General features: G+C 69.2%; 22 protein-coding genes. 9 read left to right on the plus strand and 13 right to left on the minus strand.

The window, feature by feature from the left end:
* Nucleotides 1-101: 101 nt before the first annotated feature.
* A complete protein-coding gene (locus CS1GBM4_RS10090; protein WP_186418569.1) occupies nucleotides 102-974 on the plus strand; it encodes a LysR family transcriptional regulator in 873 nt (290 codons plus the stop codon).
* Between the two features lie 14 nt (nucleotides 975-988).
* On the opposite strand, the gene CS1GBM4_RS10095 is transcribed toward CS1GBM4_RS10090, so the two are convergent.
* Entirely contained in the window at nucleotides 989-1,960 is a 972-nt protein-coding gene (locus tag CS1GBM4_RS10095) for a KpsF/GutQ family sugar-phosphate isomerase (protein WP_210201562.1), read from the minus strand.
* A 149-nt stretch (nucleotides 1,961-2,109) separates the two neighbouring features.
* Between CS1GBM4_RS10095 and CS1GBM4_RS10100 the strand changes: the two genes are divergently transcribed.
* Nucleotides 2,110-3,663 carry an outer membrane beta-barrel protein gene (locus CS1GBM4_RS10100; protein ID WP_186418571.1) on the plus strand — a complete coding sequence of 518 codons (1,554 nt, stop codon included), beginning with the start codon at nucleotides 2,110-2,112 and terminating at the stop codon, nucleotides 3,661-3,663.
* Nucleotides 3,664-3,678: 15 nt separating this feature from the next.
* On the opposite strand, the gene galU is transcribed toward CS1GBM4_RS10100, so the two are convergent.
* On the minus strand, nucleotides 3,679-4,554 hold the full coding sequence (galU, locus tag CS1GBM4_RS10105; RefSeq protein WP_186418572.1) for a UTP--glucose-1-phosphate uridylyltransferase GalU: 876 nt from the start codon (nucleotides 4,552-4,554) through the stop codon (nucleotides 3,679-3,681).
* A gap of 428 nt (nucleotides 4,555-4,982) precedes the next feature.
* Between galU and galE the strand changes: the two genes are divergently transcribed.
* From galE to CS1GBM4_RS10120, 3 genes are all read left to right on the plus strand, one after another.
* Nucleotides 4,983-5,972 (plus strand): UDP-glucose 4-epimerase GalE, encoded by a 990-nt coding sequence (galE, locus tag CS1GBM4_RS10110; RefSeq protein ID WP_186418573.1) that lies wholly within the window; start codon nucleotides 4,983-4,985, stop codon nucleotides 5,970-5,972.
* 105 nt (nucleotides 5,973-6,077) lie between these two features.
* Nucleotides 6,078-7,313, plus strand: coding sequence for a lytic murein transglycosylase (locus CS1GBM4_RS10115; RefSeq protein ID WP_186418574.1), 1,236 nt, complete (start codon nucleotides 6,078-6,080; stop codon nucleotides 7,311-7,313).
* A gap of 65 nt (nucleotides 7,314-7,378) precedes the next feature.
* Nucleotides 7,379-8,626, plus strand: coding sequence for an SGNH family hydrolase (locus tag CS1GBM4_RS10120; protein WP_186418575.1), 1,248 nt, complete (start codon nucleotides 7,379-7,381; stop codon nucleotides 8,624-8,626).
* Between the two features lie 4 nt (nucleotides 8,627-8,630).
* Here CS1GBM4_RS10120 and CS1GBM4_RS10125 read toward each other — a convergent pair whose 3' ends face one another.
* From CS1GBM4_RS10125 to CS1GBM4_RS10135, 3 genes are all read right to left on the minus strand, one after another.
* Nucleotides 8,631-9,785: a crosslink repair DNA glycosylase YcaQ family protein gene (locus tag CS1GBM4_RS10125; RefSeq protein ID WP_186418576.1), complete on the minus strand. Its 1,155-nt coding sequence runs from the start codon at nucleotides 9,783-9,785 to the stop codon at nucleotides 8,631-8,633.
* Nucleotides 9,786-9,871: 86 nt separating this feature from the next.
* Nucleotides 9,872-10,147 carry a hypothetical protein gene (locus tag CS1GBM4_RS10130; protein WP_186418577.1) on the minus strand — a complete coding sequence of 92 codons (276 nt, stop codon included), beginning with the start codon at nucleotides 10,145-10,147 and terminating at the stop codon, nucleotides 9,872-9,874.
* Nucleotides 10,148-10,155: 8 nt separating this feature from the next.
* Nucleotides 10,156-11,166, minus strand: coding sequence for a WD40 repeat domain-containing protein (locus tag CS1GBM4_RS10135; protein WP_186418578.1), 1,011 nt, complete (start codon nucleotides 11,164-11,166; stop codon nucleotides 10,156-10,158).
* Here CS1GBM4_RS10135 and CS1GBM4_RS10140 point away from each other — a divergent pair.
* Entirely contained in the window at nucleotides 11,150-11,380 is a 231-nt protein-coding gene (locus tag CS1GBM4_RS10140) for a hypothetical protein (protein ID WP_186418579.1), read from the plus strand. The genes CS1GBM4_RS10135 and CS1GBM4_RS10140 overlap by 17 nt on opposite strands.
* Here the strand turns inward: CS1GBM4_RS10140 and CS1GBM4_RS10145 are convergent.
* From CS1GBM4_RS10145 to CS1GBM4_RS10175, 7 genes are all read right to left on the minus strand, one after another.
* Complete coding sequence (locus CS1GBM4_RS10145) at nucleotides 11,361-12,323, minus strand: GTP-binding protein (protein WP_186418580.1); 963 nt, start codon at nucleotides 12,321-12,323, stop codon at nucleotides 11,361-11,363. The two genes, CS1GBM4_RS10140 and CS1GBM4_RS10145, sit on opposite strands and share 20 nt — an antisense overlap.
* A gap of 42 nt (nucleotides 12,324-12,365) precedes the next feature.
* A complete protein-coding gene (locus CS1GBM4_RS10150; protein ID WP_186418581.1) occupies nucleotides 12,366-13,304 on the minus strand; it encodes a metal ABC transporter substrate-binding protein in 939 nt (312 codons plus the stop codon).
* Nucleotides 13,305-13,340: 36 nt separating this feature from the next.
* Entirely contained in the window at nucleotides 13,341-14,216 is an 876-nt protein-coding gene (locus CS1GBM4_RS10155; RefSeq protein WP_186418582.1) for a metal ABC transporter permease, read from the minus strand.
* Nucleotides 14,217-14,240: 24 nt separating this feature from the next.
* On the minus strand, nucleotides 14,241-14,966 hold the full coding sequence (gene aztA, locus CS1GBM4_RS10160; RefSeq protein WP_186418583.1) for a zinc ABC transporter ATP-binding protein AztA: 726 nt from the start codon (nucleotides 14,964-14,966) through the stop codon (nucleotides 14,241-14,243).
* 19 nt (nucleotides 14,967-14,985) lie between these two features.
* Nucleotides 14,986-15,132 carry a hypothetical protein gene (locus tag CS1GBM4_RS10165; RefSeq protein WP_186418584.1) on the minus strand — a complete coding sequence of 49 codons (147 nt, stop codon included), beginning with the start codon at nucleotides 15,130-15,132 and terminating at the stop codon, nucleotides 14,986-14,988.
* A gap of 73 nt (nucleotides 15,133-15,205) precedes the next feature.
* A complete protein-coding gene (locus CS1GBM4_RS10170) occupies nucleotides 15,206-15,907 on the minus strand; it encodes a DUF2161 family putative PD-(D/E)XK-type phosphodiesterase (RefSeq protein WP_186418585.1) in 702 nt (233 codons plus the stop codon).
* 129 nt (nucleotides 15,908-16,036) lie between these two features.
* Nucleotides 16,037-17,659 carry a glucan biosynthesis protein D gene (locus CS1GBM4_RS10175; protein ID WP_244607154.1) on the minus strand — a complete coding sequence of 541 codons (1,623 nt, stop codon included), beginning with the start codon at nucleotides 17,657-17,659 and terminating at the stop codon, nucleotides 16,037-16,039.
* A 237-nt stretch (nucleotides 17,660-17,896) separates the two neighbouring features.
* Between CS1GBM4_RS10175 and CS1GBM4_RS10180 the strand changes: the two genes are divergently transcribed.
* The 3 genes from CS1GBM4_RS10180 (at nucleotide 17,897) to CS1GBM4_RS10190 (ending at nucleotide 21,631) form a co-directional block, all read left to right on the plus strand.
* Nucleotides 17,897-18,862: a TAXI family TRAP transporter solute-binding subunit gene (locus tag CS1GBM4_RS10180; protein WP_186418586.1), complete on the plus strand. Its 966-nt coding sequence runs from the start codon at nucleotides 17,897-17,899 to the stop codon at nucleotides 18,860-18,862.
* A gap of 103 nt (nucleotides 18,863-18,965) precedes the next feature.
* The gene (locus CS1GBM4_RS10185) at nucleotides 18,966-21,269 is read left to right on the plus strand and encodes a TRAP transporter permease (RefSeq protein ID WP_186418587.1); all 2,304 of its coding nucleotides are present in this window, start codon (nucleotides 18,966-18,968) and stop codon (nucleotides 21,267-21,269) included.
* A complete protein-coding gene (locus CS1GBM4_RS10190; RefSeq protein ID WP_186418588.1) occupies nucleotides 21,266-21,631 on the plus strand; it encodes a DUF1850 domain-containing protein in 366 nt (121 codons plus the stop codon). The genes CS1GBM4_RS10185 and CS1GBM4_RS10190 overlap by 4 nt, the downstream gene beginning before the upstream one ends.
* A 3-nt stretch (nucleotides 21,632-21,634) precedes the next feature.
* On the opposite strand, the gene CS1GBM4_RS10195 is transcribed toward CS1GBM4_RS10190, so the two are convergent.
* The gene (locus CS1GBM4_RS10195) at nucleotides 21,635-21,895 is read right to left on the minus strand and encodes a hypothetical protein (RefSeq protein ID WP_244607155.1); all 261 of its coding nucleotides are present in this window, start codon (nucleotides 21,893-21,895) and stop codon (nucleotides 21,635-21,637) included.
* Between the last annotated feature and the right edge of the window lie 63 nt (nucleotides 21,896-21,958).

The following is a 21,958-nucleotide window of genomic DNA, read 5'->3' on the forward strand; positions in this document are numbered from 1 at the left end:
CGGCGGCAGCATCGGCAGGTGCGGCCCGGGTCCGATTTGGATTGCGCCGGTGCAACAGGAAAGGCTTGCAGTGCGAACCGGTTTCGCATCAATGCGAAGTCATGCTCACGCATGACGATCTCGCCCTCGTTCTCGCCATTGCCGAAGGCGGCAGGATGAAGCGCGCGGCGGAGGTTCTCCAGACCCATGCCGCCACGATCTACCGGCGGCTGGAGGCGCTCGAGCGCCGGATCGGCGGCCCGCTCTTCGAGCGACGGGACGGACGGCTCGTCCCCGCGGAGCGCGCCGAGGCGATCGTGGCGGCGGCGCGCGACGTCGCGAATCGGCTGGACACCCTGAACCGGCATGTCGCCGGCCAGGACGACCGGCTCTCCGGCACGCTCTCGATCACCACGACGGATACGTTGCAGGCGCTGGCCATGCCCGTGATCGCTGCCTTCGGGCGCACCCATCCCGGCCTCGACCTGCGCGTCGGCATCGCCAATGCCATGGCCGATCTCGGCCGCAACGAAGCGGACGTCGCCATCCGCCCGACACGCGCGCCGGGTGAGGCTCTGGTCGGCAGCCGGCTCGGCGCCTTCGACTATGCGGTCTACACCCGGGCGTCCCGCGCCCTGCCGGCACCCGTTGCGATGCTCACCGCCTCGGCGGGCTGGATCGTCTATGGCGGCGCGATCGCGCAGGCGCCGGCGGCGCGCTGGCTGGCGGAGACCGTGCCGGCGCAGAATCGCATCGCCACCGTCGACGCCATGCTGGCGGCGGCCCTGGCAGCGCGGAGCGGTGCCTATGCCTTGCTGCCGAGCTATCTCGGCGACGATCCCGTCTTCGGCCTCGCCCGGATCAGCCCGCCGATCGCGGCGCTGCGCTCTCAGGTCTGGCTGCTGACCCATCCGGACCTGCGCCATGCCGCGAAGGTCCGAGCCTTCATGGACGGCGCCGGCAAGGCCTTGCGCAAGGTGCTGCGCGAAGCCTAGAGCACGCTGCGAATCTAGGCGACGCCCAGCGCCAGCAGGTCGTGGACATGGACGAGGCCGACCGGCTTGTCGTCCGCATCGGCGACGATCAGCGCGGTGACGCGCAGCCGGTTGACCGTCTCCAGCGCCTCGGCCGTGAGCGCGTCCGGCGCGATCCGGCGCGGTTCCCTGGTCATCACGTCGCGCGCCAGGCGCCCGCCCCAGCCGGCGCCGAGCTTGCGGCGCAGATCGCCGTCCGTGACGATTCCGGCGAGCCTGCCGTCCGCATCGATGACGATGGCGCAGCCGAAGCCCTTGGCGGTGATCATCGCGACGACATCGGCCATCGCCGCGGTCTCGCCGACGATCGGCAGGCGCTCGCCGGCATGCATGATGGTCGCGACCGTCTTGAGCTGCGCACCCAGCTTGCCGCCGGGATGGTAGACGTAGAAGTCCTGGCGCGAGAAGCCGCGCGCCTCGAGTAACGCGACCGCGAGCGCGTCGCCGAGCGCCATCTGCATCGTCGTCGAGGTCGTCGGTGCCAACCCGTTCGGGCAGGCCTCCTGCGCCTTCGGCAGCACCAGCGCGATGTCGGCCTCGCGGCCGAGCGCGCTGTCGCGATTGGCGGTGATCGCGATCAGCCCGACGCGAAAGCGGCGGGGGTAGCCGACGATCGCCGAGAGCTCGACCGCCTCGCCCGACCAGGAGAGGGCGACGACGACGTCCTCGGGCTGCACCATGCCGAGGTCGCCATGGCTCGCCTCGGCCGGATGGACGAAATGCGCCGGCGTTCCGGTCGAGGCCAGCGTCGCCGCGATCTTGCGGCCGACATGGCCGGACTTGCCCATGCCGGTGACGATGACGCGGCCGCTGGCGGCGCGGATCATCTCGACGGCGACGGCGAAGGGTTCGGCGAGGCCGTTGCCGATCGCCTCGTGCAGGGCGTCGAGCCCGGCGCGTTCGGTGGCGAGGGTGCGGAGGGCGGAGGCGCTGATGGTCGCGGTCATGGAGCGCGGCTCTAGCATGGCGGACGCCCGCCTGACCACCGGCGCGGCGGCGTTGACGCGGCATTAACCCTCTTCGTTCTAAGTCCGTTAACCATGCGCGCTTTCCCGGCGCGCGAGAGCCTTTGCCGCGCCGGAGCAGCGTCCGCCCCGTGTCCCGTTTCGCCCAGATCTGCTGGCTGGCCGGCGTCGCAGGCTGCTGCGGCGTCGCCGGGCTGACGTCCTGGTCCGGGCAGGCTGCGGCGCAGACGCAAGCAGCGGACATGGCGCGCTCGCGCCCCCCGGCCTTGCGGACCGGCACGCCCGATTATGTCGCGCAGAGGCAGAATCAGCCCGCAGGCGCCGCCTCGGCCTTGCCGGACGCCGCAGGTGAACCGATCGCCCCGCCTCGGGGCCGTTCCAGCGCGATCTCGCGCGCCCAGCCGCCGCGCGCCAGCCAGCCGGTCCAGTCCCCGCGCCTGCGCGGCGTCACCCAGCGCCAGTTCCATGCGCCGCAACCGGTGGTATCCAATCTGCCGCCGGAGCTTCCGCCGTCGCCCCAGCCGCGCCGGCGCCGGCCGCCGGAGGACGATCCTTACGCGCCGCTCGGCCTGCGCGTCGGCAACGTCGTGCTGCGCCCGGCCATCACCGGCTTCGGCGGCTATGACAGCAATCCCTCGCGCACGGCCGGCCAGGTCAAGGGCTCCCTGTTCAGCCGGGCGGAGGGCGAGCTCGGGATCCAGTCCGACTGGAACGTCCACGAGCTCACCGGCCTGCTGCGCGGCGGCTACAGCCGCTACTACCGCGACGAGACCGCCTCCCGGCCGGATGCCGAGGGCAACATGTCGCTGCGCCTCGACGCGACGCGCGACACCCGCATCCTGCTCGAATCGCGCCTGCGCCTCGACACGCAGCGCCCGGGTTCGCCGGACCTGACCGCCGCCGTCCAGGGCCGGCCGATCACCTGGGCCTATGGCGGCGCGGCCGGCGTCACCCATGATTTCAACCGGCTGCAGCTCACCCTGCGCGGCGCGGTCGACCGCCAGGACTACGAGGACGCCGAACTGAGCAACGGCCAGAAGCTCAGCCAGGCCGACCGCAACCAGACGCAATACGGCCTGCGCCTGCGCGCCGCCTACGAGGTCACGCCCGGCTTCAAGCCGTTCATCCAGGGCGAGATCGACACCCGCCAATTCGACCAGAAGGTCGATTCCAGCGGCTATATGCGGTCCTCCGACGGCTACACCGCCCGTCTGGGCTCCAGCTTCGAGATCAGCCGCCTGCTCTCCGGCGAGGTCTCGGTCGGCTATCAGGACCGCAAATACGAGGATGGCAGGCTGAAGAACCTGCGCGGCATGGTCGGCGATGCCGCCATCCTGTGGACGCCGACCCCGCTGACCACGGTGACGCTGCGCGGCACCTCCGAGCTCGGCGACACCACCATCGCCGGCTCCAGCGGCACCACGGCACGGCGCGTCAATCTTGAAGTGGCGCACGCGCTGCGCCGCAACCTCACCGTCACCGGCTTCGCCAGCTATGGCCGCACCGACTATGAGGGCCAGGACCTGCGCGAGGACCTGTCGACCATCGGCGCACGGCTGGAATACAAGCTGACCCGGACCTTCTCGGTCCGCGCCAGCTTCACCCATGAGCGCCTGAACTCGACCAATCCCGGCTCGGACTACACCGCGAACGTCGCGCAGGTGGGGCTGCGGGTGCAGTTCTGAGGGCTCGGCGCGGCCTTATCGTTCCAGCAGCCGCTCGATCTCGCCGCGCAATTGCGGGCCGAGATCGCCGCGCTCCAGCGCATAGGCGATATTGGCGGCGAGGAAGCCGATCTTCGAGCCGGTGTCGTAGATGTCGCCGTCGAAGCGCACCGCGAAGAACTTCTCCTGCCGGGACAGCGCGATCATCGAATCCGTGAGCTGGATCTCGCCGCCCGCGCCCTTCTCCTGCCTGGCGAGCAGGTCGAAGATCGTCGGCTGCAGGATGTAGCGGCCGGTGATGTGCAGGTTCGACGGCGCCGTGCCCTTGGGCGGCTTCTCGACCATGCTGTGGATCTGCGAGACCTTGGCCCTGGCGTCGGCGACGCCGACGATGCCGTATTGATGGGTCTGGTCGTCGGGCACGGGGGCGACGGCGATATGGTTGCCGCCATGCTCCTCATAGGCCGCGATCATCTCGGCGAGGCAGCCCTTGCCGCCATGATGCAGCATGTCGGGCAGCAGCAGCGCGAAGGGTTCGTCGCCGACGATGTCGCGCGCGCACCAGACGGCGTGGCCGAGGCCGAGCGGAGCCTGCTGGCGGGTGAAGCTCGCCGTGCCGGCGGCGGGCAGGTCGTGCTTGAGCGCCTCCAGCTCCTTGGTCTTGCCGCGCTTCGCCAGCGTGTCGTCGAGCTCGTAGGCAATGTCGAAATGGTCCTCGATCACGCCCTTGTTCCGGCCGGTGACGAAGACGAAATGCTCGATCCCGGCGGCGCGCGCCTCGTCGACCACGTGCTGCACCACCGGCCGGTCGACGATCGTCAGCATCTCCTTCGGAATCGCCTTGGTGGCGGGCAGGAAACGGGTGCCGAGACCAGCGACGGGAAAGACCGCCTTGCGGATTTTCTTGATCATGCGCGTCCATCTCGCGCGCCTTCGGCGCACGCCTGCTGAGGTCGGAGGGCTTTCGGGAGGAGCCGGCTTCGCCCCGTTCACGCCGGCCGTTCGAAGGCTGGCCCGCGATTCTGGCGAAAGCCGGGCCGGTCGGTTCTCGATACCAGCCGCGCCTTGCCGAGACGTCAACGCTTTCCGCCTCCGTCCGGCTTGCCGGGCTCGCCGTCATTCTTGCATGGCTTCACTACGGCGAAGCCGGAGATTAGCCATGCCTCGTCGCTAGCATGGTCCGCAAAAATGGAAACCACGTTTGCGACAAGAACATGCTCCAGGGGCTTGCTGCGCGACTTCTGATCGCGCGGCCGGAGCCGGCCGGGCGGGAAGCGTGTCAGGCTGGTTCGAACTGTCGTGATTCCGTTCTATGCCGACAGCGTGACGAGGAGACGAAGATGGCGATTCTGGTTTCAGGCGGTGCCGGCTACATCGGCAGCCACATGGTCCTCGAGCTGCTCGACCGAGGCGAGACGGTGGTCGTGCTCGACGATCTCTCGACCGGCTTCTGGTGGGCGGTGCCGCAGGAGGCGACCTTCGTTCAGGGCGACATGGGCGACCAGGCGCTGGTCGAGCGCACCATCGCCCAGCACGGCATCAGCGAGATCGCGCATTTCGCCGCGAAGATCGTGGTGCCGGACTCGGTGTCCGATCCGCTCGGCTACTACCACAACAACACCGTCAAGACGCGCGCCCTGCTGGAAAGCGCCGTGCGTGGCGGCGTCGAGCGCGTGATCTTCTCCTCGACCGCCGCCGTCTACGGCGAGCCGCCGGTCTCGCCGGTGCCGGAAGAGATCGCCCTCAACCCGATCAATCCCTATGGCCGCTCCAAGCTGATGAGCGAATGGATGCTCGGCGACGTCGCCCGCGCCCATGGCCTGAGCTATGTGGCGCTGCGCTATTTCAACGTCGCCGGAGCCGACCCCAAGGGGCGCTCGGGCCAGTCCAGCGCCAACGCCACCCATCTGATCAAGGTCGCGAGCCAGGCGGCGCTCGGCCAGCGCGCCGGACTTGACATATTCGGCACCGACTATGCGACGCCGGACGGCACCTGCATCCGCGACTACATCCACGTCACGGACCTCGCCCGCGCCCATCTGGCGGCGCTCGACCATCTCCGGGCCGGCGGAGGCAGCCTGACCCTGAACTGCGGCTATGGCCGCGGTTATTCGGTCAAGGAGGTGGTCGAGGTGGTGAAGGAGGTCTCGGGCGTCGATTTCCCGGTGCGGTTGTCGCCGCGCCGCGCCGGCGACCCCGCCTCGCTCGTCGCCAAGGCCGACCGCATCCGCGCCGAGCTCGGCTGGCGGCCGGAACATGACGATCTGACCGAGATCGTCACCCAGGCGCTGGCCTGGGAGGAAAGCCTGCGCAAGCGCAATGCGAGCTGACCCTTCGGGTTTGCGGCGCCCGGATTTGGCACGCCGTTAACCCATGGTTAACCTCGTTCGGGCGCTGTGGTGGACGCAACCAGCGCCCGAGCCAGAGGAGCAGCCATGCGCCCCTTAACCGTTCTCGCCTTCGCCGTGGCGCTCGGCCTCGGGCCGGCGCTCGCGCAGACGACGGGCTCGATCAATCCGGCGCGGGCGCAGGCAGCCAAGCCCGAAGCGCGCCCGGCCGCACCCGGCTTCGACGGCTTCCTGCGCACCCTCTGGCCGCAGGCGCAGGCGCGCGGCATCTCGCGCCGGACCTTCGACCTCGCCTTCCAGGGCCTGACGCCCGATCCCTCGATCGTGGCGCTGACGCGCAAGCAGTCCGAATTCGTCGCGCCGATCTGGAGCTATCTCAACAGCGCGGTCGGCGGCGCCCGCATCTCGCGCGGCCGCGAGATGCTCGAGGCCCATGCCGGCGTGCTGGCCCAGGCCGAGTCCCGCTACGGCGTGCCCCGGGAGATCATCCTCGGCATCTGGGGAATGGAGACCAATTACGGCTCGTTCAAGGGCGACAAGGACGTGATCCGCTCGCTCGCGACACTGGCGAACATCCGCTATCGCGGCGACTTCTTCCGCGACGAACTGCTGACCGCGCTCGAACTGATCGAGAAGGGCTATGTCGAGCGCGGCGAATTGCGCGGCTCTTGGGCCGGCGCGATGGGCCACACCCAGTTCATGCCGTCGAGCTATCTGAAATACGCCGTCGACCAGACCGGCGACGGCCATGCCGACATCTGGACCTCGACCAGCGACGCCATCGCCTCGACCGCCAACTATCTCAAGGGCTATGGCTGGATCCCCGGCCTGCCCTGGGGGATCGAGGTCGTGGTGCCGGAAGGCTTCGACCACAACCTTTATCGCGCCGGCTTCTCGGCCTTCCGCTCCGCCGGAGTGCGTCGCGCCGATGGCGGCGCGCTGCCCTCCTCCGGCGAGGCGCGGCTGTTCTATCCGGCCGGCCATACCGGCCCGGCCCTGCTGCTCACCGCGAATTTCGACGTGATCAAGAAGTACAACTCCTCGGACGCCTATGCGCTCGCGGTCGGCCATCTCGGCGACCGCATCATGGGCCGACCCGCTTTGCAGGGCGAATGGCCGCTGAAGGCGCCGCGCCTCGACAAGGCCGGGATCACCGACGTCCAGCGCCGGCTCAAGGGCCTCGGGCTCTACAGTCACGACGCCGACGGGCGCATCGGCACCGGCACGCGCGAGGCGGTCAGGCAATACCAGCTGCGCGTCGGCATGCTTGCCGACGGCTATCCGACGCCGGCCCTGCTGGCGCGGATGAAGGCGCCACGCTGACGAAACGGGCGATCGCGACTATATTGGCCGGCGGCGCCTCCTGACCGGCGCCGATCGAGAGCACGATGCGCGCGCGTTCGCTCTTCATGGTTCTGGCCTCGACCCTGCTCGTGCTTGCGACCGGCGGGCCGGTCTCGGTCGCGCAGAACCCGGTACCGCCGGGCCGGATCCCCTCGGCGCCGCCGCAGGGGCGCAGCCTGTTCAACCTGTTCTGGCAGATCCCGGAGCGGCCGGCGGCACAGCCGCGGCCGCAGCAGCGCCAGCGAGTCGCGCCGGCCCAGCGCCGGGCGCCGGCCCGGGTCGTCGTCCGCGACGATCCGGTCATCCCCAAGGTCGACGTCAACCACCATGTCCTCGTCATCGGCGACACGCTGGCCGGGCAGATCGCCGAAGGGCTGGAGGACAGCCTGGGCGATCGCGCCGACGTCGCGGTGCAGAGCAAGGCGAAGGCCGATAGCGGCCTGGTGCGCAGCGACTTCTACGACTGGCCCAAAGCGGCCGGGGAGCTCCTGGCGGCCGATGCCAAGGTGGTCGTCGGCGTCGTCATGCTCGGACCGAACGACCGTCAGGTGATCCGCGAGGGCGAGATCACGCACGAGCCGCTGAGCGAGCGCTGGCTCCAGCTCTACAGGGCGCGGATCGATGCCGTCGCCGCCACCTTCGGCGAAAGGCGCGTGCCGCTGATCTGGGTCGGCGCGCCGCCGATGCAGAATCCGCGGCTCTCCGCCGATCTGATCACGCTGAACGATCTCTTCCGCAAGGGCACGGAAGCGGCCGGCGGTCAGTTCGTCGACCTCTGGGGCGCCTATGTCGACGGTGAGAACCGCTACACCGCGACGGGCCCGGACGTGAACGGCCAGATCGCCAAGCTCCGGCTCGGCGACGGCGTGCACTTCACCAGGGCCGGCGCGCGCAAGGCCGCGCATTTCGTCGACGTCGTCATCCGCCGCATCCTGGAACAGACCCCGACTCAGAACGTCATCGCGCTGCCGGCCCCCGCCGAGGCGGGCGGCACGCCTGGACCGGCACCGCAACCCGGCGACGTCGAGCGCCTGATCGAGCGCATGGTCAGCGGCGCGCCGGCCGAGCTGCCGCTCGTCCCGGTCGCCCCGCCGAGGCCGCTCGCCGGCCCGATCCTGCCCCTCACCGGTTCGCTTCCCGGCAGCGGCGGCGGCGCACTGATCGCCTCGATCCAGGAGGCGCGCGGCCGGGGCGAGGTCGCGGCCCAGCTCGAGCGCATCTTCGGCCAGGGCATCGCGCCCGAACCGCGGCCGGGGCGGGCCGACGATTTCCGCTGGCCGCGGCCGAACTAGCTGCTCAGCCCAGCTGGAACCGTTCGAAGCGCTGCATCTCCTCGTCGACCTGCCGCTTCAGCTCGGCAGACGGCTCGGGCTCCAGCCAGGTCCATTGCTGCACCAAAAGCTTGCGCTCCGCCCGGTCGGTCTTGAGATCGGCGATGGCGACGATGCGCTCGCCCGCCAGCACCGGCAGGCCGAAATAGCCGAAGACGCGCTTTTCCTTCGGCAGATAGGCCTCGAACAGGTGGTCATAGCCGAAGAACAGCCTCAGCCGCTTGCGCTGGATGATCAGCGGATCGAAGGGCGAGAGGATGTGGACGAGCTCGTCCCCGGGCGATGCCGCCGATTCCAGGACCTCCGGCGTCGCCCAGTGCGGCACCTTCTCGGCCCCCTCGATCGTGACCGGCACAAGTTCCTTGCGCCTCACCCGTCCAGCGATCAACTCGGCGACCGCCTTCTTGCTGGGCGCGTCGAGATGGCAGACGGAATCCAGGCTGACGACACCCTGCGCACGCAGGGCGCGGTCGAGCTTGTAGACGGCGACCTGGCGCTCCGACGCCGGCGTCGGGGCCTTCTCCCAGCCGAAATGCCGGTCGATCAGCTCATAGGTCTTGAGCATGCCGGAGCGGGCCGAGATCGCGAGCTCGCCATCGTAGAAGGCGCGTTCGAGCAGACCCTTGGACGGCTTCTTGCTCGCCCACAGATGCGTCTTCTCGACCAGCACGTCGGTGTCGATGTCGCGGATGGTGAGCGCGCCGTCCTTGCGGATCCGGCGCAGCAGCTTGCGCGTCTCCTCGCGGCTGCCGACCGCGGCCCAGCGCTTCGGCTCGGCGCGGTGCGCCTTCATCGCCGGCAGGAAGTAGCGGAAGTCGGAGGTCGGCACATAGGACAGCGCATGGGTCCAGTATTCGAACACCGACTTGTCCTGCGATTGCGCCTGCGCGAGATCGTCGCGGCGATAATCGGGAATCCGGCTGTAGAGGATATGGTGGTGGCAGCGTTCGACCACGTTGATCGTGTCGATCTGCACATAGCCGAGATGGGCGACCGCGGCGGCCGTCGCTTCGGCGCCCGAGCCGAAGGGCTCGCGCCTGTCGAGCCTCTGGGCCTCGAGCCAGATCCGGCGCGCCTTCGCCTTGTCGAGCTTCAGGATGTTTCGCGGTCGCATCGCCATGGCGGGACGCTAGCCATGCCGTGGCGAAAGGTTAAGGCACGTCCCCGCCACCTGCTGACATATCATGGCGGTGGCCTGCACGGGGGTTAGCCCGCCGCCGACAGCGCCTGTGCCAGCGCCTCCGGGGTCAGCTCCGCCAGTCCCGCCTGGACCTTGAAGGCCCTGGTCTTCTCGCCGGGCTTCATCACCAGGATCACCGTCTCGGTGCCCGGGCAGGCGGGATCGGCGCAGAGGATCTCGTTGACGGCGACCACGGCATTGTCCGGCAGGCCGAGCAGGTCGCGGACCTGGCGCTTGACCTGCGCCGAGGCATCGGGCCCGGCGGCCTCGCGCTTGCCCCTGCCGAACAGGCCGAAGCGCATCGCCGCCTTCAGCCGGCCGGAAGGGTCAGCACGCCGGCCGCGCCGTCCTCGGTGCCGAAGGCGAGGCGCTTGCCGAGCTTGTCCCAGGCGAAGGCGGTGATGCCGCTGCCGCGCTGCGCCGGCCGCACCAGGAGCTCGGAGGCGTCGGTCAGGCGAACCAGCAGGATGCAGCCGTCATCGTAGCCGACGGCGAGCACCAGCGCCTTGGGATGGAAGGCGACCCGCGTGACCTTGGCGTGGCGCGCCCCGCATTCGCGCGGCGCCTTGCCGGTCGGCCCCTCGCCCTGGAAGGGCCAGACGATCGCGGCATCCGCCCCGCTGGAAGCGAGCCAGAGCCCGTCATGCGACCAGGACAGCGAGCGCGGCTTGGCGGGATAGCCGGTCATCCGCATATGGCTCGGCTTCTCGCCGAGGCGCCAGCCATGCAGCGCGTTCTCCTGCATCGAGGTGACGACGAAGCGCCCGTCCGGCGACCAGGTCACGTCGAGATGCGAACCCTTCCATTCCAGAAAGTCGGGCCTGGCCTCGGTATTGGGATACCAGAGCAGCACGCCGTTCATCTGCGCGACCGCGAGGCGATAGCCCTTCGGCGCGAAGGCGAGCCCCTGCGGCGTCGAGGCGACCTCGAGCGACCTCACCTTGCCCTTGTCGTCGCGGGCCTGGACATCGCGGCCGCTGTTCCAGGCGATGCTGCCGGAAGCGGACACCGCGACGGCGTCGATCCAGCGCCGCTTCGGATCGCGCGCCAGCTCCTCCGGCTCGCCATCGCCTGCCGTGGCGACCACACGGCCGTCGTCGCCGCCGCTGATCAGGCGCGTACCGTCCGAGGCGACGCAGAGCAGCCCGCCGCCATGCGCCGCGACGCTGGCGGCTTCGCCGTCGCGCCAGCGCAGCACCCGCCCGTCGGCGAGCGCGAGCGCCAGCGTCTGCTTCAGCCAGACGGCGCCGACGACATGCTCGCCGGGTTCGATGGGGACGACATGCTCGCGCAGCGAGACCGGCTTGGTGATGGAATCCATGGTGGTCGATCTAGCAAAGAACCCGAGCGGAGGCGACCGCGTCTTTCCGGGGCATCGCGAGGCGATGTGCCGGCAATCCATGAACACCACCGCCGAACAGCACGAGCTCGATCGTTCTTCGCTCGCACCCGCAAAGCCTGGTGTTCATGAGCTCCGGGCTCAGGCCTGCGGCCTGCCCGGAATGATGGAGGCGTTCAAGCCGCGCAGGCCGTGAACCCCTCGCGCAGGGCGGCCTCGTCGAGATCGCGGCCGATGAAGACGAGCCGGGATTCGCGCTTCTCGCCCGCCTTCCAGTCGCGCTGCAGGTCGCCGTCGAGGATCATGTGCACGCCCTGGAAGACGAAGCGGCGCGGCTCGCCCTTGAAGGCGAGGATGCCCTTCGAGCGCAGGATGTTCGGCCCCTGGGCCTGGCTGACATCGTTGATCCACGGCATGAACTTCTCCGGGTCGACATCGCCGGGCACGGTCAGCGAGATCGAGCGGACATCCTCGGAATGATGGTGATGGTGGCCGGACTCGAGGAAGTCCGGCTCGATGTCGAGGATGCGGTCGAGATCGAAGGCGTTGCGGTCGAGCAGGCTCTCGACCGGCAGGTCGCAGCGCGTCGTCTTGTGCAGCTTGGCATAGGGGTTGATCGCGCGGATCGCCGCCTCGACCTCGGTCAGTTCCTCGGGCGTGACGAGGTCGGTCTTGTTCAGGATGATCACGTCGGCGAAGGCGATCTGGTTCTTCGCCTCCGGCGCATCCTTCAGCCGGTCCTTCAGCCACTTCGCGTCGGTCACCGTCACCACCGCGTCGAGCTTGGTCGCGTCGCCGACATCCTGGTCGACGAAGAAGGTCTGCGCCACCGGCGCCGGATCGGCGAGGCCGGTGGTCTCGACGATGATCGCGTCGAACTTGCCCTTGCGCTTCATCAGCCCGTCGAGGATGCGGATCAGATCGCCGCGCACGGTGCAGCAGATGCAGCCATTGTTCATCTCGAACACTTCCTCGTCGGCGCCGACCACGAGGTCGCCGTCGATGCCGGTCTCGCCGAACTCGTTGACGATCACGGCGAACTTCTTGCCGTGGTCCTCGGTGAGGATGCGGTTGAGGAGCGTGGTCTTGCCGGCGCCCAGATAGCCGGTGAGCACCGTGACGGGGATCTTCTCGGACATGGAATCGACCTGGTTGGCGGCGCTGCTGCGATCGCGGCCCGGTCAGGCCGGGCCGGCGCCGAGCGCCTTTTCGATTTCGCTTATATTGTGCTTCATCATCGCGATGTAAGTCCCGGCCGGGCCGTCCGCCGCCGAAAGCGCGTCCGAATAGAGCCGCCCGCCGATCTTCGCCCCGCTCTCGCGCGCGATCTGCTCGGCGAGCCGGGGATTGGTGACGTTCTCGAGGAAGACCGCAGGGACCTTCTGCGTCTTGATCTGGCGGATGATGCGCGCCACGTCGCGCGCCGAGGCTTCGGCCTCGGTCGAGACGCCCTGCGGCGCGATGAACTCGATGCCATAGGCCTTGGCGAAATAGCCGAAGGCGTCGTGCGAGGTGATCGCCTTGCGCCGATCCGCCGGGATGCGGGCCACGCTCGCCTTGATCTCGGCCTCGAGCGTATCGAGCTTCGCGAGATAGGCGGCGGCATTGGCCTCGTAGGCCGCCTTGCCTGCCGGGTCCGCCACGATCAGCGCATCGCGGATATTGCCGACATAGAGCCTGGCATTGGCGACGCTCTGCCAGGCATGCGGGTCGGCGCCGCCATGGTCGTGGCCGTGATCGTGACCGTGGTCGTGCTCGTCGGCCATCTTCTGCGGCGTGATGCCCTTCGTCACCGTGGCGACCGTCGCCTTCGTGCCGGAGGATTTGACCAGCCGCGTCAGCCAGCCCTCGAACTTCAGGCCGTTGACGACCACGAGCTTCGCGCCGGCCAGGGTCTTGGCGTCGGCCGGCGTCGGCGAATAGACGTGCGCGTCGCCGTCGGGTCCGACCAGCAGCGTCACCGCGACCCGTTCGCCGCCGACTTCGCGCACGAAGTCGCCGAGAATCGAGAAGCTCGCGACGACCGGCAGCTTCCCGGCCGGAATCCCCTGGGCGAGGGCCTGCAGCGGCAGGGCCAGGCCGGCGGCGAGGCACAGGAAAAGGGAACGGCGGTTCAGCATGGCGGCTCTCGCGCTATATGAAACAGTATAACATAACTAGCGCTGGAGATGGCCGCTCGGCAAGAGCCGTCGCGCAAGCCCGCCCTGCAAGCCGAACAGGAGCGAGCCGAGATAGAGCGTGCCGGCCGCGAGGATGATCGCCGGCCCGGCCGGGAGATTGCTGCCGGCGGCATAGGAGGCGACGAGCCCGGCATAGCCGGAGGCCATGCCGAACCCGCCCGCCAGCAGGATCAGCCGGGTGATGTCGGCCGTCCAGAAGCGCGCCGCGGCGGCCGGCAACATCATCAGTCCGACGGCGAGCAGCGTGCCGAGCGCATGGAAGCCGGCGACGAGATTGACCACCACGAGGCCGAGAAAGGTCAGGTGGACGATGCCGCCCGAGCCGCTGACCGAGCGCAGGAAACCCGGATCGACGCATTCGAGCACCAGCGGCCGGTAGGCGAGCGCCAGGACGACCAGCGTCAGGCTGGCGACCCCCGAGAGCAGCATGAGCACGGCGTCGTCGAGCGCCAGCACATTGCCGAACAGGACATGGAAGAGGTCGACCGCCGAGCCGCGCAGCGAGACCAGGGTGACGCCGAGCGCGAGCGAGATCAGGTAGAAGGCGGCGAGCGAGGCGTCCTCCTTCAGCACGGTCAGGCGCGCCACGGCCCCTGCGGCGAGCGCGACGGCGAAGCCGGCGACGAGCCCGCCGAGCGTCATCGCCGGCAGCGAGAAGCCGGCGACGAGATAGCCGAGCGCCGCGCCGGGCAGGATCGCATGCGCCATGGCGTCGCCGGTCAGGCTCATCCGGCGCAGCATCAGGAAGACGCCGACCGGCGCCCCCGAGACCGACAGCGCGATCACGCCGATCAGCGCGCGGCGCATGAAATCGAACTCGGCGAAGGGGCCGATGAGGAGGTCGTAGAACATCGGCCTTGTCTTTGCTCGGGCCGCTCAGGCGGCGCAGGGCGCGGCGTGGCTGTCGAAGGCCTCGACCATGCGGCGTGCCTTGAGCAGATTGTTCGCCGTCAGCACCTCGCCGGTCTCGCCCCAGGCGATCGCCTCCCGCGCCAGCAGCAGGGTCTGCGGAAAGGCGCGCTTCACCGTCTCGATATCGTGCAGCACGGCGACGACGGTGCGGCTCTCGCCATGCCAGCGCTGCACCAGCGCGAGCAGGTCGGCGCTGGTGCGGGCGTCGATCGCGGTGAACGGCTCGTCGAGCAGGATGATGTCCGCGTCCTGCAGCAGGAGCCGCGCGAACAGGGCGCGCTGCATCTGCCCGCCCGACAGCGTGCCGATGCCGCGGGTCTCGAACCCGGTCAGGCCGACGGCGGCGATCGCGGCCTCGATCCGGCCGCGCTGGCGCAGGCCGATGCGGCCGAACAGGCCGGCCGACCCCCATAGCCCCATGGCGACGAGATCGTAGACATGGATCGGGAAGGAGCGATCGAGCTCGGCCGATTGCGGCAGATAGGCGAGCCGCTCGCCTTTGGCGAGCGCGATCGTCCCGTCGAGCGGGGACAGGGCACCGGCGATGCCCTTCAACAGCGTCGACTTGCCGGCGCCGTTCGGCCCGACGATCGCCGTCAGACTGCCGCGCGCGATCTCGCCGGAAAGATGGTGCACCGCCGGGTGGCGGTCATAGCCGAGCGTCAGATCGCGGAAACGGATTGCGGACACGGGCGGACTCTACTCTCGTTCACGCGATCACGGCGAGGGTCGCCGCCCACAGGACCAGGATCAGGCCGAGCGCCAGTCCGAGCCGCTGCCCGGCCGAGAGTCGCAGCAGCGACCAGCCGGGCGCTTCGGCGACGGGACGACGCGGATGGGCGTGATCATGAGCCATCCGGAATGATATAGTATTACGTTCGGTCGAAGACAAGCTTGCCCGGCCAGGGACGCTGCGCCCGAACCGCATCTCATGGCTGCGGCGATGGCTGCTCCCGGTCCGGCGCCGGTGCGAGGGAGCGGGCCGGGGCCAGCCACTCCGTCACCGCGCGGCGCCCGGTCTCGGTGAGCGCGTAGAGTCCGCGCTCGGAGCGCTCGAACCAGCCGTAGACGTTCCGATGCAGGATCTTCTGGGCATCGGGACAGGAAGGCTTGAGATCGCGCGGCCGTTGCGGGCCCGCCTTCATCGCGGCGGCGCAAGCCAGCGCCTGCTGGCGATAGGCGGTCATGATCGGCTTGCGCGTGCTGCCGCCTGCGGCCGGATCGCCCCGGCGGCGCCGGTGCTCCTCCACCAGCCTCGACCGCCGGCGCGGATTCGTCCGGGGGGCCGGCGCCGCCGGGGAGACCAGTATGGCGATTTCGCCGGTCCTGCCGACACCCAGCAGGCCAAGGCCGAGGCGCCGGCAGAGATTGCGATATCTCGGATCGCTCTCGCGCCCCTTGCCCTTGGCCGAGAGCTGCGCCGCGAGCCAGACTTCGTCGCCGACGCTCATCCGGTCCACCCCTTGCAGCACGAGCTCGAGGTTGAAGGTCATCTTCAGCTCGCCGATCACCAGCACCGTCGGATCGTCATCCCGAAGCCCGACGAGATCGCAATGGCCGACCTCGCCCTTGACGCTGTAGCCCAGGCCTTCGAGGAAGCGCTTGACCGGAAGATAGAGCGAGGTTTCCACGAGGGCATCTCCGGACAGGCCGACGACGCGATATGCCACGCAACTCGTTTCGGAGAAGCAAACACCCTTCAGGCACGCGCACGGCGTCCTCTTGGCCGGGGCCTCCGAGGCAGGCTGATCGAACCCGATCTAGCCCGGCCAGTACTGGTACAGCCAGGTCTCGGTCAGCACCTTGTCGCCGCCACGCAGGAAGCAGCGCATCTCGACCGGATCGCTCCCCTCGACGGTGAGGTCGAACTGCGCGCGCCAATGCCCGGGCACGTCGTTCGGGACCGCTTCGGAGAAGATGTAGGAGAAGGTGCCGCGCGAGGTCGAGAGCACCACCTCCGGCTTGACCCCGAACGGGATGGCCTCCAGCGCCGGCCCCTTGAACTCGACCATGAACTTGCGCACGCCCCTGGGGCGCACCGTGCCGGGCTGGCCGCCATTGCCGAGCCGGGTCGCGACGACGCGGCCGAGCGCGGGCGGGAAAGGCTCGTCCGCCAGCCAGTGCAGGCGATAGCGGAAGCTATAGGCGTTGCCGGCGCGCGCCGGGGCCTCGGGAACCCACATCGCGACGATGTTGTCGTGGATCTCGTCATCGGTCGGAATCTCGACCAGCTGGACAGCGCCCCTGCCCCATTCGCCCAGCGTTTCGACCCAGAGGCTCGGCCGGCGCTCGTAGAAGACGCCATCCAGATAATGGCCGGTCTCGCGGTCGCGCTGCATCAGGCCGAAGCCCCGCGGATTCTGGTCGACGAAGGCCGAGGCGATGGTACGGCGCGGATTGTTGAGCGGCCGCCAGGCTCGCTCGCCGCTGCCGGTCCAGAGCGCGAGCCCGTCGGAATCGTGCACCTCCGGCCGCCAGTCGACCATGGTCGACTTGGCCGTCTCGGAATACCAGTACATCGAGGTCAGCGGCGCGATGCCGAGCCGCGCCACGTCCTTGCGCAGGTGCAGCTCCTGCTCGATCTCCATGACGACGCCCTTGCCGCGATGCATGCGGAAGCGGAAGGCACCGGCGACGCTCGGCCCGGAGAGCAGCGCGTAGAGGATCACATGCTCGGCCGCCTCCGGGGGGGTCTCGAGCCAGACATGGGTGAAGTCGGGGAATTCCTCCGGCCGGTCGGCGACGGCGGGGTCGACGGCGAGGCCGCGGGCCGAGAGCCCGTACTGGTAGAGCTCGCCGATGGCGCGGAAATAGGAGGCGCCGAGGAAGGCGACCCAGTCGTTCTTCTGCCAGTCCAGTTTCTCGCCCTTGCGGCCGGGATGGCCGGAGCGGCTTTCCTGGAAGCGGAAGCCGGCGAAGCCGGCGCCCGGCGGCAACTGCTTGGCCGGAGAATCGGCCGGCATCTCGAAATAGCCCTCGTCGTAGACGATCTCGCGCGCCTGGCCGTCGTCGAGCACGAACATCCGCACCGGCTTCTGGAAGTAGCGGCCGAGATGGAAGAAGGTCACCGGCCAGGGCGAGGGCCCGTTCGCCCAGAGCGCCAGCTCCGGCTTGAACCTGATCTTGCCATGGGCGTCGTAGTCAATTCTGTCGAGCACGTCCGGCTTCGGGTTCGGCGGCGCCTCATAGGGCCTGCCGGCGAGATCGCGCGCGCGCGCCTTCAGACCCTCGAAGGAGAAGGCTTCGCCCGCGCCGAGCTTCAGCCCCTGCTGCGCCAGCGCCGCTGCGGGGAAGCCCGCCGCGGCGAGGGCGGCCGTGCCGGCGGCGCCGGCGAGCAGCGTGCGGCGGTCGATCAGGGGCATGGTCGGCTGTCGCGGCTGCATCGTGCGGGCGCTCCGTCGGGAAAGGTTCGCTGGAAGATGGTGTTCCCGGCTAGCCTGTCCAGCCGGCGAGGGCAATCTCCGCAGCTTCCTGGCCGCAGCAGGGCGGAATTCGCGCGGAAAGGCGGCGTGCTCTCCTCTTACCCATTGGCATGGCTTCCCTTTCCGCCCGCAAGCGGCCTACAACAGCGACAGCCCGGCCGAAGCCGGGACGCAAGCACCTGTTCCTCGGGAGGATTCATGCCTGTTTCGCTTCGTCGCCGGGCCATGGCCGGCATCGCCGCCCTCGCCCTCGCTGCCGCGCCCGTCGCGGCCCGCGCCCAGGACTTCGTCAATGTGCTGACCGGCGGCACCTCCGGCGTCTATTATCCGCTGGGGGTCGCGCTCTCGAAGATCTACGGCGAGAAGATCCAGAACGTCCGCCCGACCGTGCAGGCCACAAAGGCCTCGGTCGAGAACCTGCAGCTGCTGCAGCAGGGCAAGGGCGAGATCGCCTTCACCCTCGGCGATTCCCTCGACGCCGCCTGGAAGGGCGACGAGGAGGCCGGGTTCAAGAGCCCGCTGAAGAAGCTGCGCGGCATCACCGCGATCTATCCCAACTATGTCCAGATCGTCGCGTCCAAGGACAGCGGCATCAAGACGCTTGCCGACCTGAAGGGCAAGCGCCTCTCGGTCGGCGCGCCGAAATCCGGCACCGAGCTCAACGCCCGCGCCATCCTCGCCGCCGCCGGCCTGTCCTACAAGGATCTCGGCAAGGTCGAGTACCTGCCCTTCGCCGAATCGGTCGAACTGATGAAGAACCGCCAGCTCGACGCCACCCTGCAATCGGCCGGCCTCGGCGTCGCCTCGCTGCGCGACCTCGCGACCTCGGTCGAGATCACCGTCGTCGAGGTCCCGGCGGCCGTGGTCGACAAGGCCGGCGCGCCCTTCGTCAAGGCGACGATCCCGGCCAACACCTATACCGGCCAGAGCGCCGCGGTCCCGGCCGCCGCCGTCGTCAACTACCTCGTCACCCATGAGGGCGTGAAGGAGGAGACGGTCTACCAGATGACGAAGGCGATCTTCGAGAACCTGCCCGACCTCGCCGCCGCCCACGCCGCCGCCCGCGCGATCAAGCTCGAGAGCGCGCTCGAGGGCATGCCGGTGCCGCTGCATCCCGGCGCGGCGCGCTATTTCAAGGAAAAGGGGATGAAGGTCGGCTCCTGATCAGTCCGGCGATCGAAAGCATGAGCGAGGCCGGTCCGTCCGGCCTCGCTTTTTCTCATCGAAGCACGTGAACGCCGCCGAGGCGCAGGAACGGGGAACGGACATGAGCAGCGCAGCGGGAAGGCCCTTCGCCGTTCCGGACAATGCCGGCGTCCCGACGGAGAAGCCCGAGCAGTTCGTCGATCCCGAGCACGGTTTGCCGGCCGGTTTCGGCCCCGGCTGGCAGGGCCGGCTGCTGTTCTGGATCGCCGTCGCCTTCTCGCTCTTCCAGATCGCGACCGCCTTCAACGTGCCGCTCGATCATCGCTTCATCGGCGTCTCGATCATCGACCTGCTGCGCGTGACCATGGCGCTCTGGATCGGCTGGATCGCGCTGCGCAAGGTCCGGGGCAAGCCCGCCGGTGAGACGCTGCTCGCCTGGTTGCCGCTCTTCGTGATCGTCGAGCTGCTCGCCCGCTTCGGCGGCTCGGTGCCGAACCAGATTCTGCGCACCCTGCATGTCGGATTCCTCTGCCTCGTCGCCGGCGGCCTGCTGGCGCAGCACAAGAGCGATACGCGCCTGAAAACGATTGCCGCCTGGATGCTGGCCGGCACCGGTTTCGCCGTCGGCCTCTATCACTGGTTCCTGTATGAGGAGCTCGTCGCCCGCGCCGGCGAGGTGACGCAGTCCGACCTCGTCGTCGGCATCACCGCCATCGCCGTTCTCTTCATCATCTGCTGGCGCTTCATGGGCCCGGCCCTGCCGATCGTTTCAGGCCTGTTCCTCGCCTATTGCCTGTTCGGCAACTATCTGCCGTCCCCGCTCAACCATCGCGGCTATTCGCTCGACCAGGTGATCGAGCACATGGCCTTCGGCACGGAAGGCATCTACGCGACGCCGACCGGCGTCTCCGCCACCTTCATCTTCCTGTTCATCCTGTTCGGCTCCTTCCTCGAACGCGCCGGGATGATCCAGCTCTTCACCGACATCGCCATGGGCCTGTTCGGCTCGGCCCGCGGCGGCCCCGCCAAGGTCGCGGTGTTCTCCTCGGCGCTGATGGGCACGATCTCCGGCTCCGGCGTCGCCAATGTCGTCTCGACCGGCCAGTTCACGATTCCGCTGATGAAGCGCTTCGGCTATCGCGCCGCCTTCGCCGGCGGCGTCGAGGCGACCGCCTCGATGGGCGGCCAGATCATGCCGCCGGTGATGGGCGCCGTCGCCTTCATCATGGCCGAGACCATCGACGTGCCCTATGCGGCGGTGGTCCAGGCCGCGATCGTGCCGGCGATCCTCTACTACGCCGCCGCCTTCCTCGCCGTGCATCTGGAAGCCGGCAAGCGCGGCCTCATCGGCCTGCCGAAATCGGAGCTGCCGAGCGCCGGCAAGGCGCTGGCGACGAAATGGTACCTGATCCTGCCTCTGGCGGTGCTGGTCTACCTGCTCTTCGCCGGCTACACACCGCTGTTCTCCGGCTCGGTCGGCCTGGCCCTCACCGTCGTGCTCATTCTCGGCGGCTCGCTCGCACTCGGCATCGGCGCCATCGCGATCAAGGTCCTGTTCTGGGTCGGCCTCGGCCTGCTCTGCGCCTTCTTCTTCTGGTACGGCATCCTCGTCATCGTCGGCATCGTGGTCGCGCTCATCCTCGCCAATCTGTTCACCAAGGGCGGGGCCGAGACGGTCGCGGCCTGCCGCGAGGCACTCGCCGACGGCGCACGCCAGGCAATCCCGGTCGGCGTCGCCTGTGCGGTGGTGGGCATCGTCATCGGTACCATGACCCTGACCGGCGTCGGCACGATCTTCGGCAATGCGGTGGTGGCCGTCGGCCGCGATTCGCTGTTCCTCGCCCTGGTGCTGACCATGATCGTCAGCCTGATTCTCGGCATGGGCATCCCGACCATCCCGAACTACATCATCACCTCGTCCCTGGCGGCGCCGATCCTGCTCAAGCTCGGCGTGCCGCTGATCGTCAGCCACATGTTCGTCTTCTATTTCGGCATCATGGCGGACCTGACGCCGCCGGTCGCGCTGGCGGCCTTCGCCGCGGCGCCGATCGCCAAGGAATCCGGCTTCAAGATCGGCTTCCAGGCGGTGAAGATCGCAATGGCGGGCTTCGTGATCCCGTTCATGGCGGTTTACGATCCGGCCCTGATGCTGCAGCCGGTCCAGGGCGTGAGCGGCACGGCCTATGCCTTCGCCGCCGCCTACATCATCGGCAAGACGCTGCTCGCCATCGGCCTGTGGGGCGCAGCCACGATCGGCTTCCTGAAGCGCGAGATGGCGCTGTGGGAGCGGGCGCTGGCCGCTGCGGCCGCGGCCTTCCTGGTGCTGGCCCTGCCGGTGACCGACGAGATCGGGTTCGCCCTCGCCGCCCTGCTCGTCGGGCTGCATTTCTGGCGGGCCAAGGCCGCGGCGCACCCGGCGACATGAGCATCTGCCTCGCCGCCGGGGCACTGGTGATCTCGCTCGGCGCGAGCGAGATCACCCTCGCCTGGCGGCATTCGGTGCAGAAGACCGTGTGGGAAGAGCTCTGGCGGGAGACCCCGCAGGGTCTCGTCGTCGTGGAGGCCCGCATCCAGGGCTCCGGCGCCGGCATGGAGCCGCCCGACGGCGCGACGCTGGCCGACGGCTTCTGGCGCTGGCGGCCCGCCTTGCCGCCCTTGCCCGAGCTGGCGATGCGCCGCTCCGGCGCCACCGCCGACTGGCGGGTCTGCGTGGACGGCCGCTGCCGCTCGCTCGACGAAGTATTGCCGCCCCAGGCCGACCCGGTGGTGATGAGGCCGTGCCGCTGAGCCTCAGCCGCGCGCGCTCAGGCGCTCGATCTTCACCACCCGGCGCATGAAGCTCAGCAGGCCGTAGGCCGCGAACACCGAGAACAGCGCCATCAGCGCGTAGGCGACGACGTGGCCGAGCTCGAACAGGCCGGCGAGCGCCCAGCCCGACGCCAGCGCGACGCCGAAGATCTCGACCGCGATCAGGATGGCGAGCGAAACCACCATGATCACGTTGCGCCAGTTGGTGCGGCCGGCCGCCATGCTTTTGCCCTCGGAGCTCATGCATGCACCGCCTAGCCTAGCCGGCGGCGGCATGCAACAAAATCGCGCCCGCCCGGACATGGT

It is taken from the genome of Allobosea sp. CS1GBMeth4 (assembly GCF_900185715.1).
Taxonomy (GTDB): Bacteria; Pseudomonadota; Alphaproteobacteria; order Rhizobiales; family Beijerinckiaceae; genus Allobosea.

Bases quoted from the DNA above. Each gene is read 5' to 3' on its own strand.
- CS1GBM4_RS10090 (WP_186418569.1), top strand. From the start codon at position 102: ATGCTCACGCATGACGATCTCGCCCTCGTTCTCGCCATTGCCGAAGGC.
- CS1GBM4_RS10095 (WP_210201562.1), bottom strand. From the start codon at position 1,960: ATGACCGCGACCATCAGCGCCTCCGCCCTCCGCACCCTCGCCACCGAA.
- galU (WP_186418572.1), bottom strand. From the start codon at position 4,554: ATGATCAAGAAAATCCGCAAGGCGGTCTTTCCCGTCGCTGGTCTCGGC.
- galE (WP_186418573.1), top strand. From the start codon at position 4,983: ATGGCGATTCTGGTTTCAGGCGGTGCCGGCTACATCGGCAGCCACATG.
- CS1GBM4_RS10115 (WP_186418574.1), top strand. From the start codon at position 6,078: ATGCGCCCCTTAACCGTTCTCGCCTTCGCCGTGGCGCTCGGCCTCGGG.
- CS1GBM4_RS10120 (WP_186418575.1), top strand. From the start codon at position 7,379: ATGCGCGCGCGTTCGCTCTTCATGGTTCTGGCCTCGACCCTGCTCGTG.
- CS1GBM4_RS10125 (WP_186418576.1), bottom strand. From the start codon at position 9,785: ATGGCGATGCGACCGCGAAACATCCTGAAGCTCGACAAGGCGAAGGCG.
- CS1GBM4_RS10130 (WP_186418577.1), bottom strand. From the start codon at position 10,147: ATGCGCTTCGGCCTGTTCGGCAGGGGCAAGCGCGAGGCCGCCGGGCCC.
- CS1GBM4_RS10135 (WP_186418578.1), bottom strand. From the start codon at position 11,166: ATGGATTCCATCACCAAGCCGGTCTCGCTGCGCGAGCATGTCGTCCCC.
- CS1GBM4_RS10145 (WP_186418580.1), bottom strand. From the start codon at position 12,323: ATGTCCGAGAAGATCCCCGTCACGGTGCTCACCGGCTATCTGGGCGCC.
- CS1GBM4_RS10150 (WP_186418581.1), bottom strand. From the start codon at position 13,304: ATGCTGAACCGCCGTTCCCTTTTCCTGTGCCTCGCCGCCGGCCTGGCC.
- CS1GBM4_RS10155 (WP_186418582.1), bottom strand. From the start codon at position 14,216: ATGTTCTACGACCTCCTCATCGGCCCCTTCGCCGAGTTCGATTTCATG.
- CS1GBM4_RS10165 (WP_186418584.1), bottom strand. From the start codon at position 15,132: ATGGCTCATGATCACGCCCATCCGCGTCGTCCCGTCGCCGAAGCGCCC.
- CS1GBM4_RS10175 (WP_244607154.1), bottom strand. From the start codon at position 17,659: ATGCAGCCGCGACAGCCGACCATGCCCCTGATCGACCGCCGCACGCTG.
- CS1GBM4_RS10180 (WP_186418586.1), top strand. From the start codon at position 17,897: ATGCCTGTTTCGCTTCGTCGCCGGGCCATGGCCGGCATCGCCGCCCTC.
- CS1GBM4_RS10185 (WP_186418587.1), top strand. From the start codon at position 18,966: ATGAGCAGCGCAGCGGGAAGGCCCTTCGCCGTTCCGGACAATGCCGGC.
- CS1GBM4_RS10190 (WP_186418588.1), top strand. From the start codon at position 21,266: ATGAGCATCTGCCTCGCCGCCGGGGCACTGGTGATCTCGCTCGGCGCG.
- CS1GBM4_RS10195 (WP_244607155.1), bottom strand. From the start codon at position 21,895: ATGAGCTCCGAGGGCAAAAGCATGGCGGCCGGCCGCACCAACTGGCGC.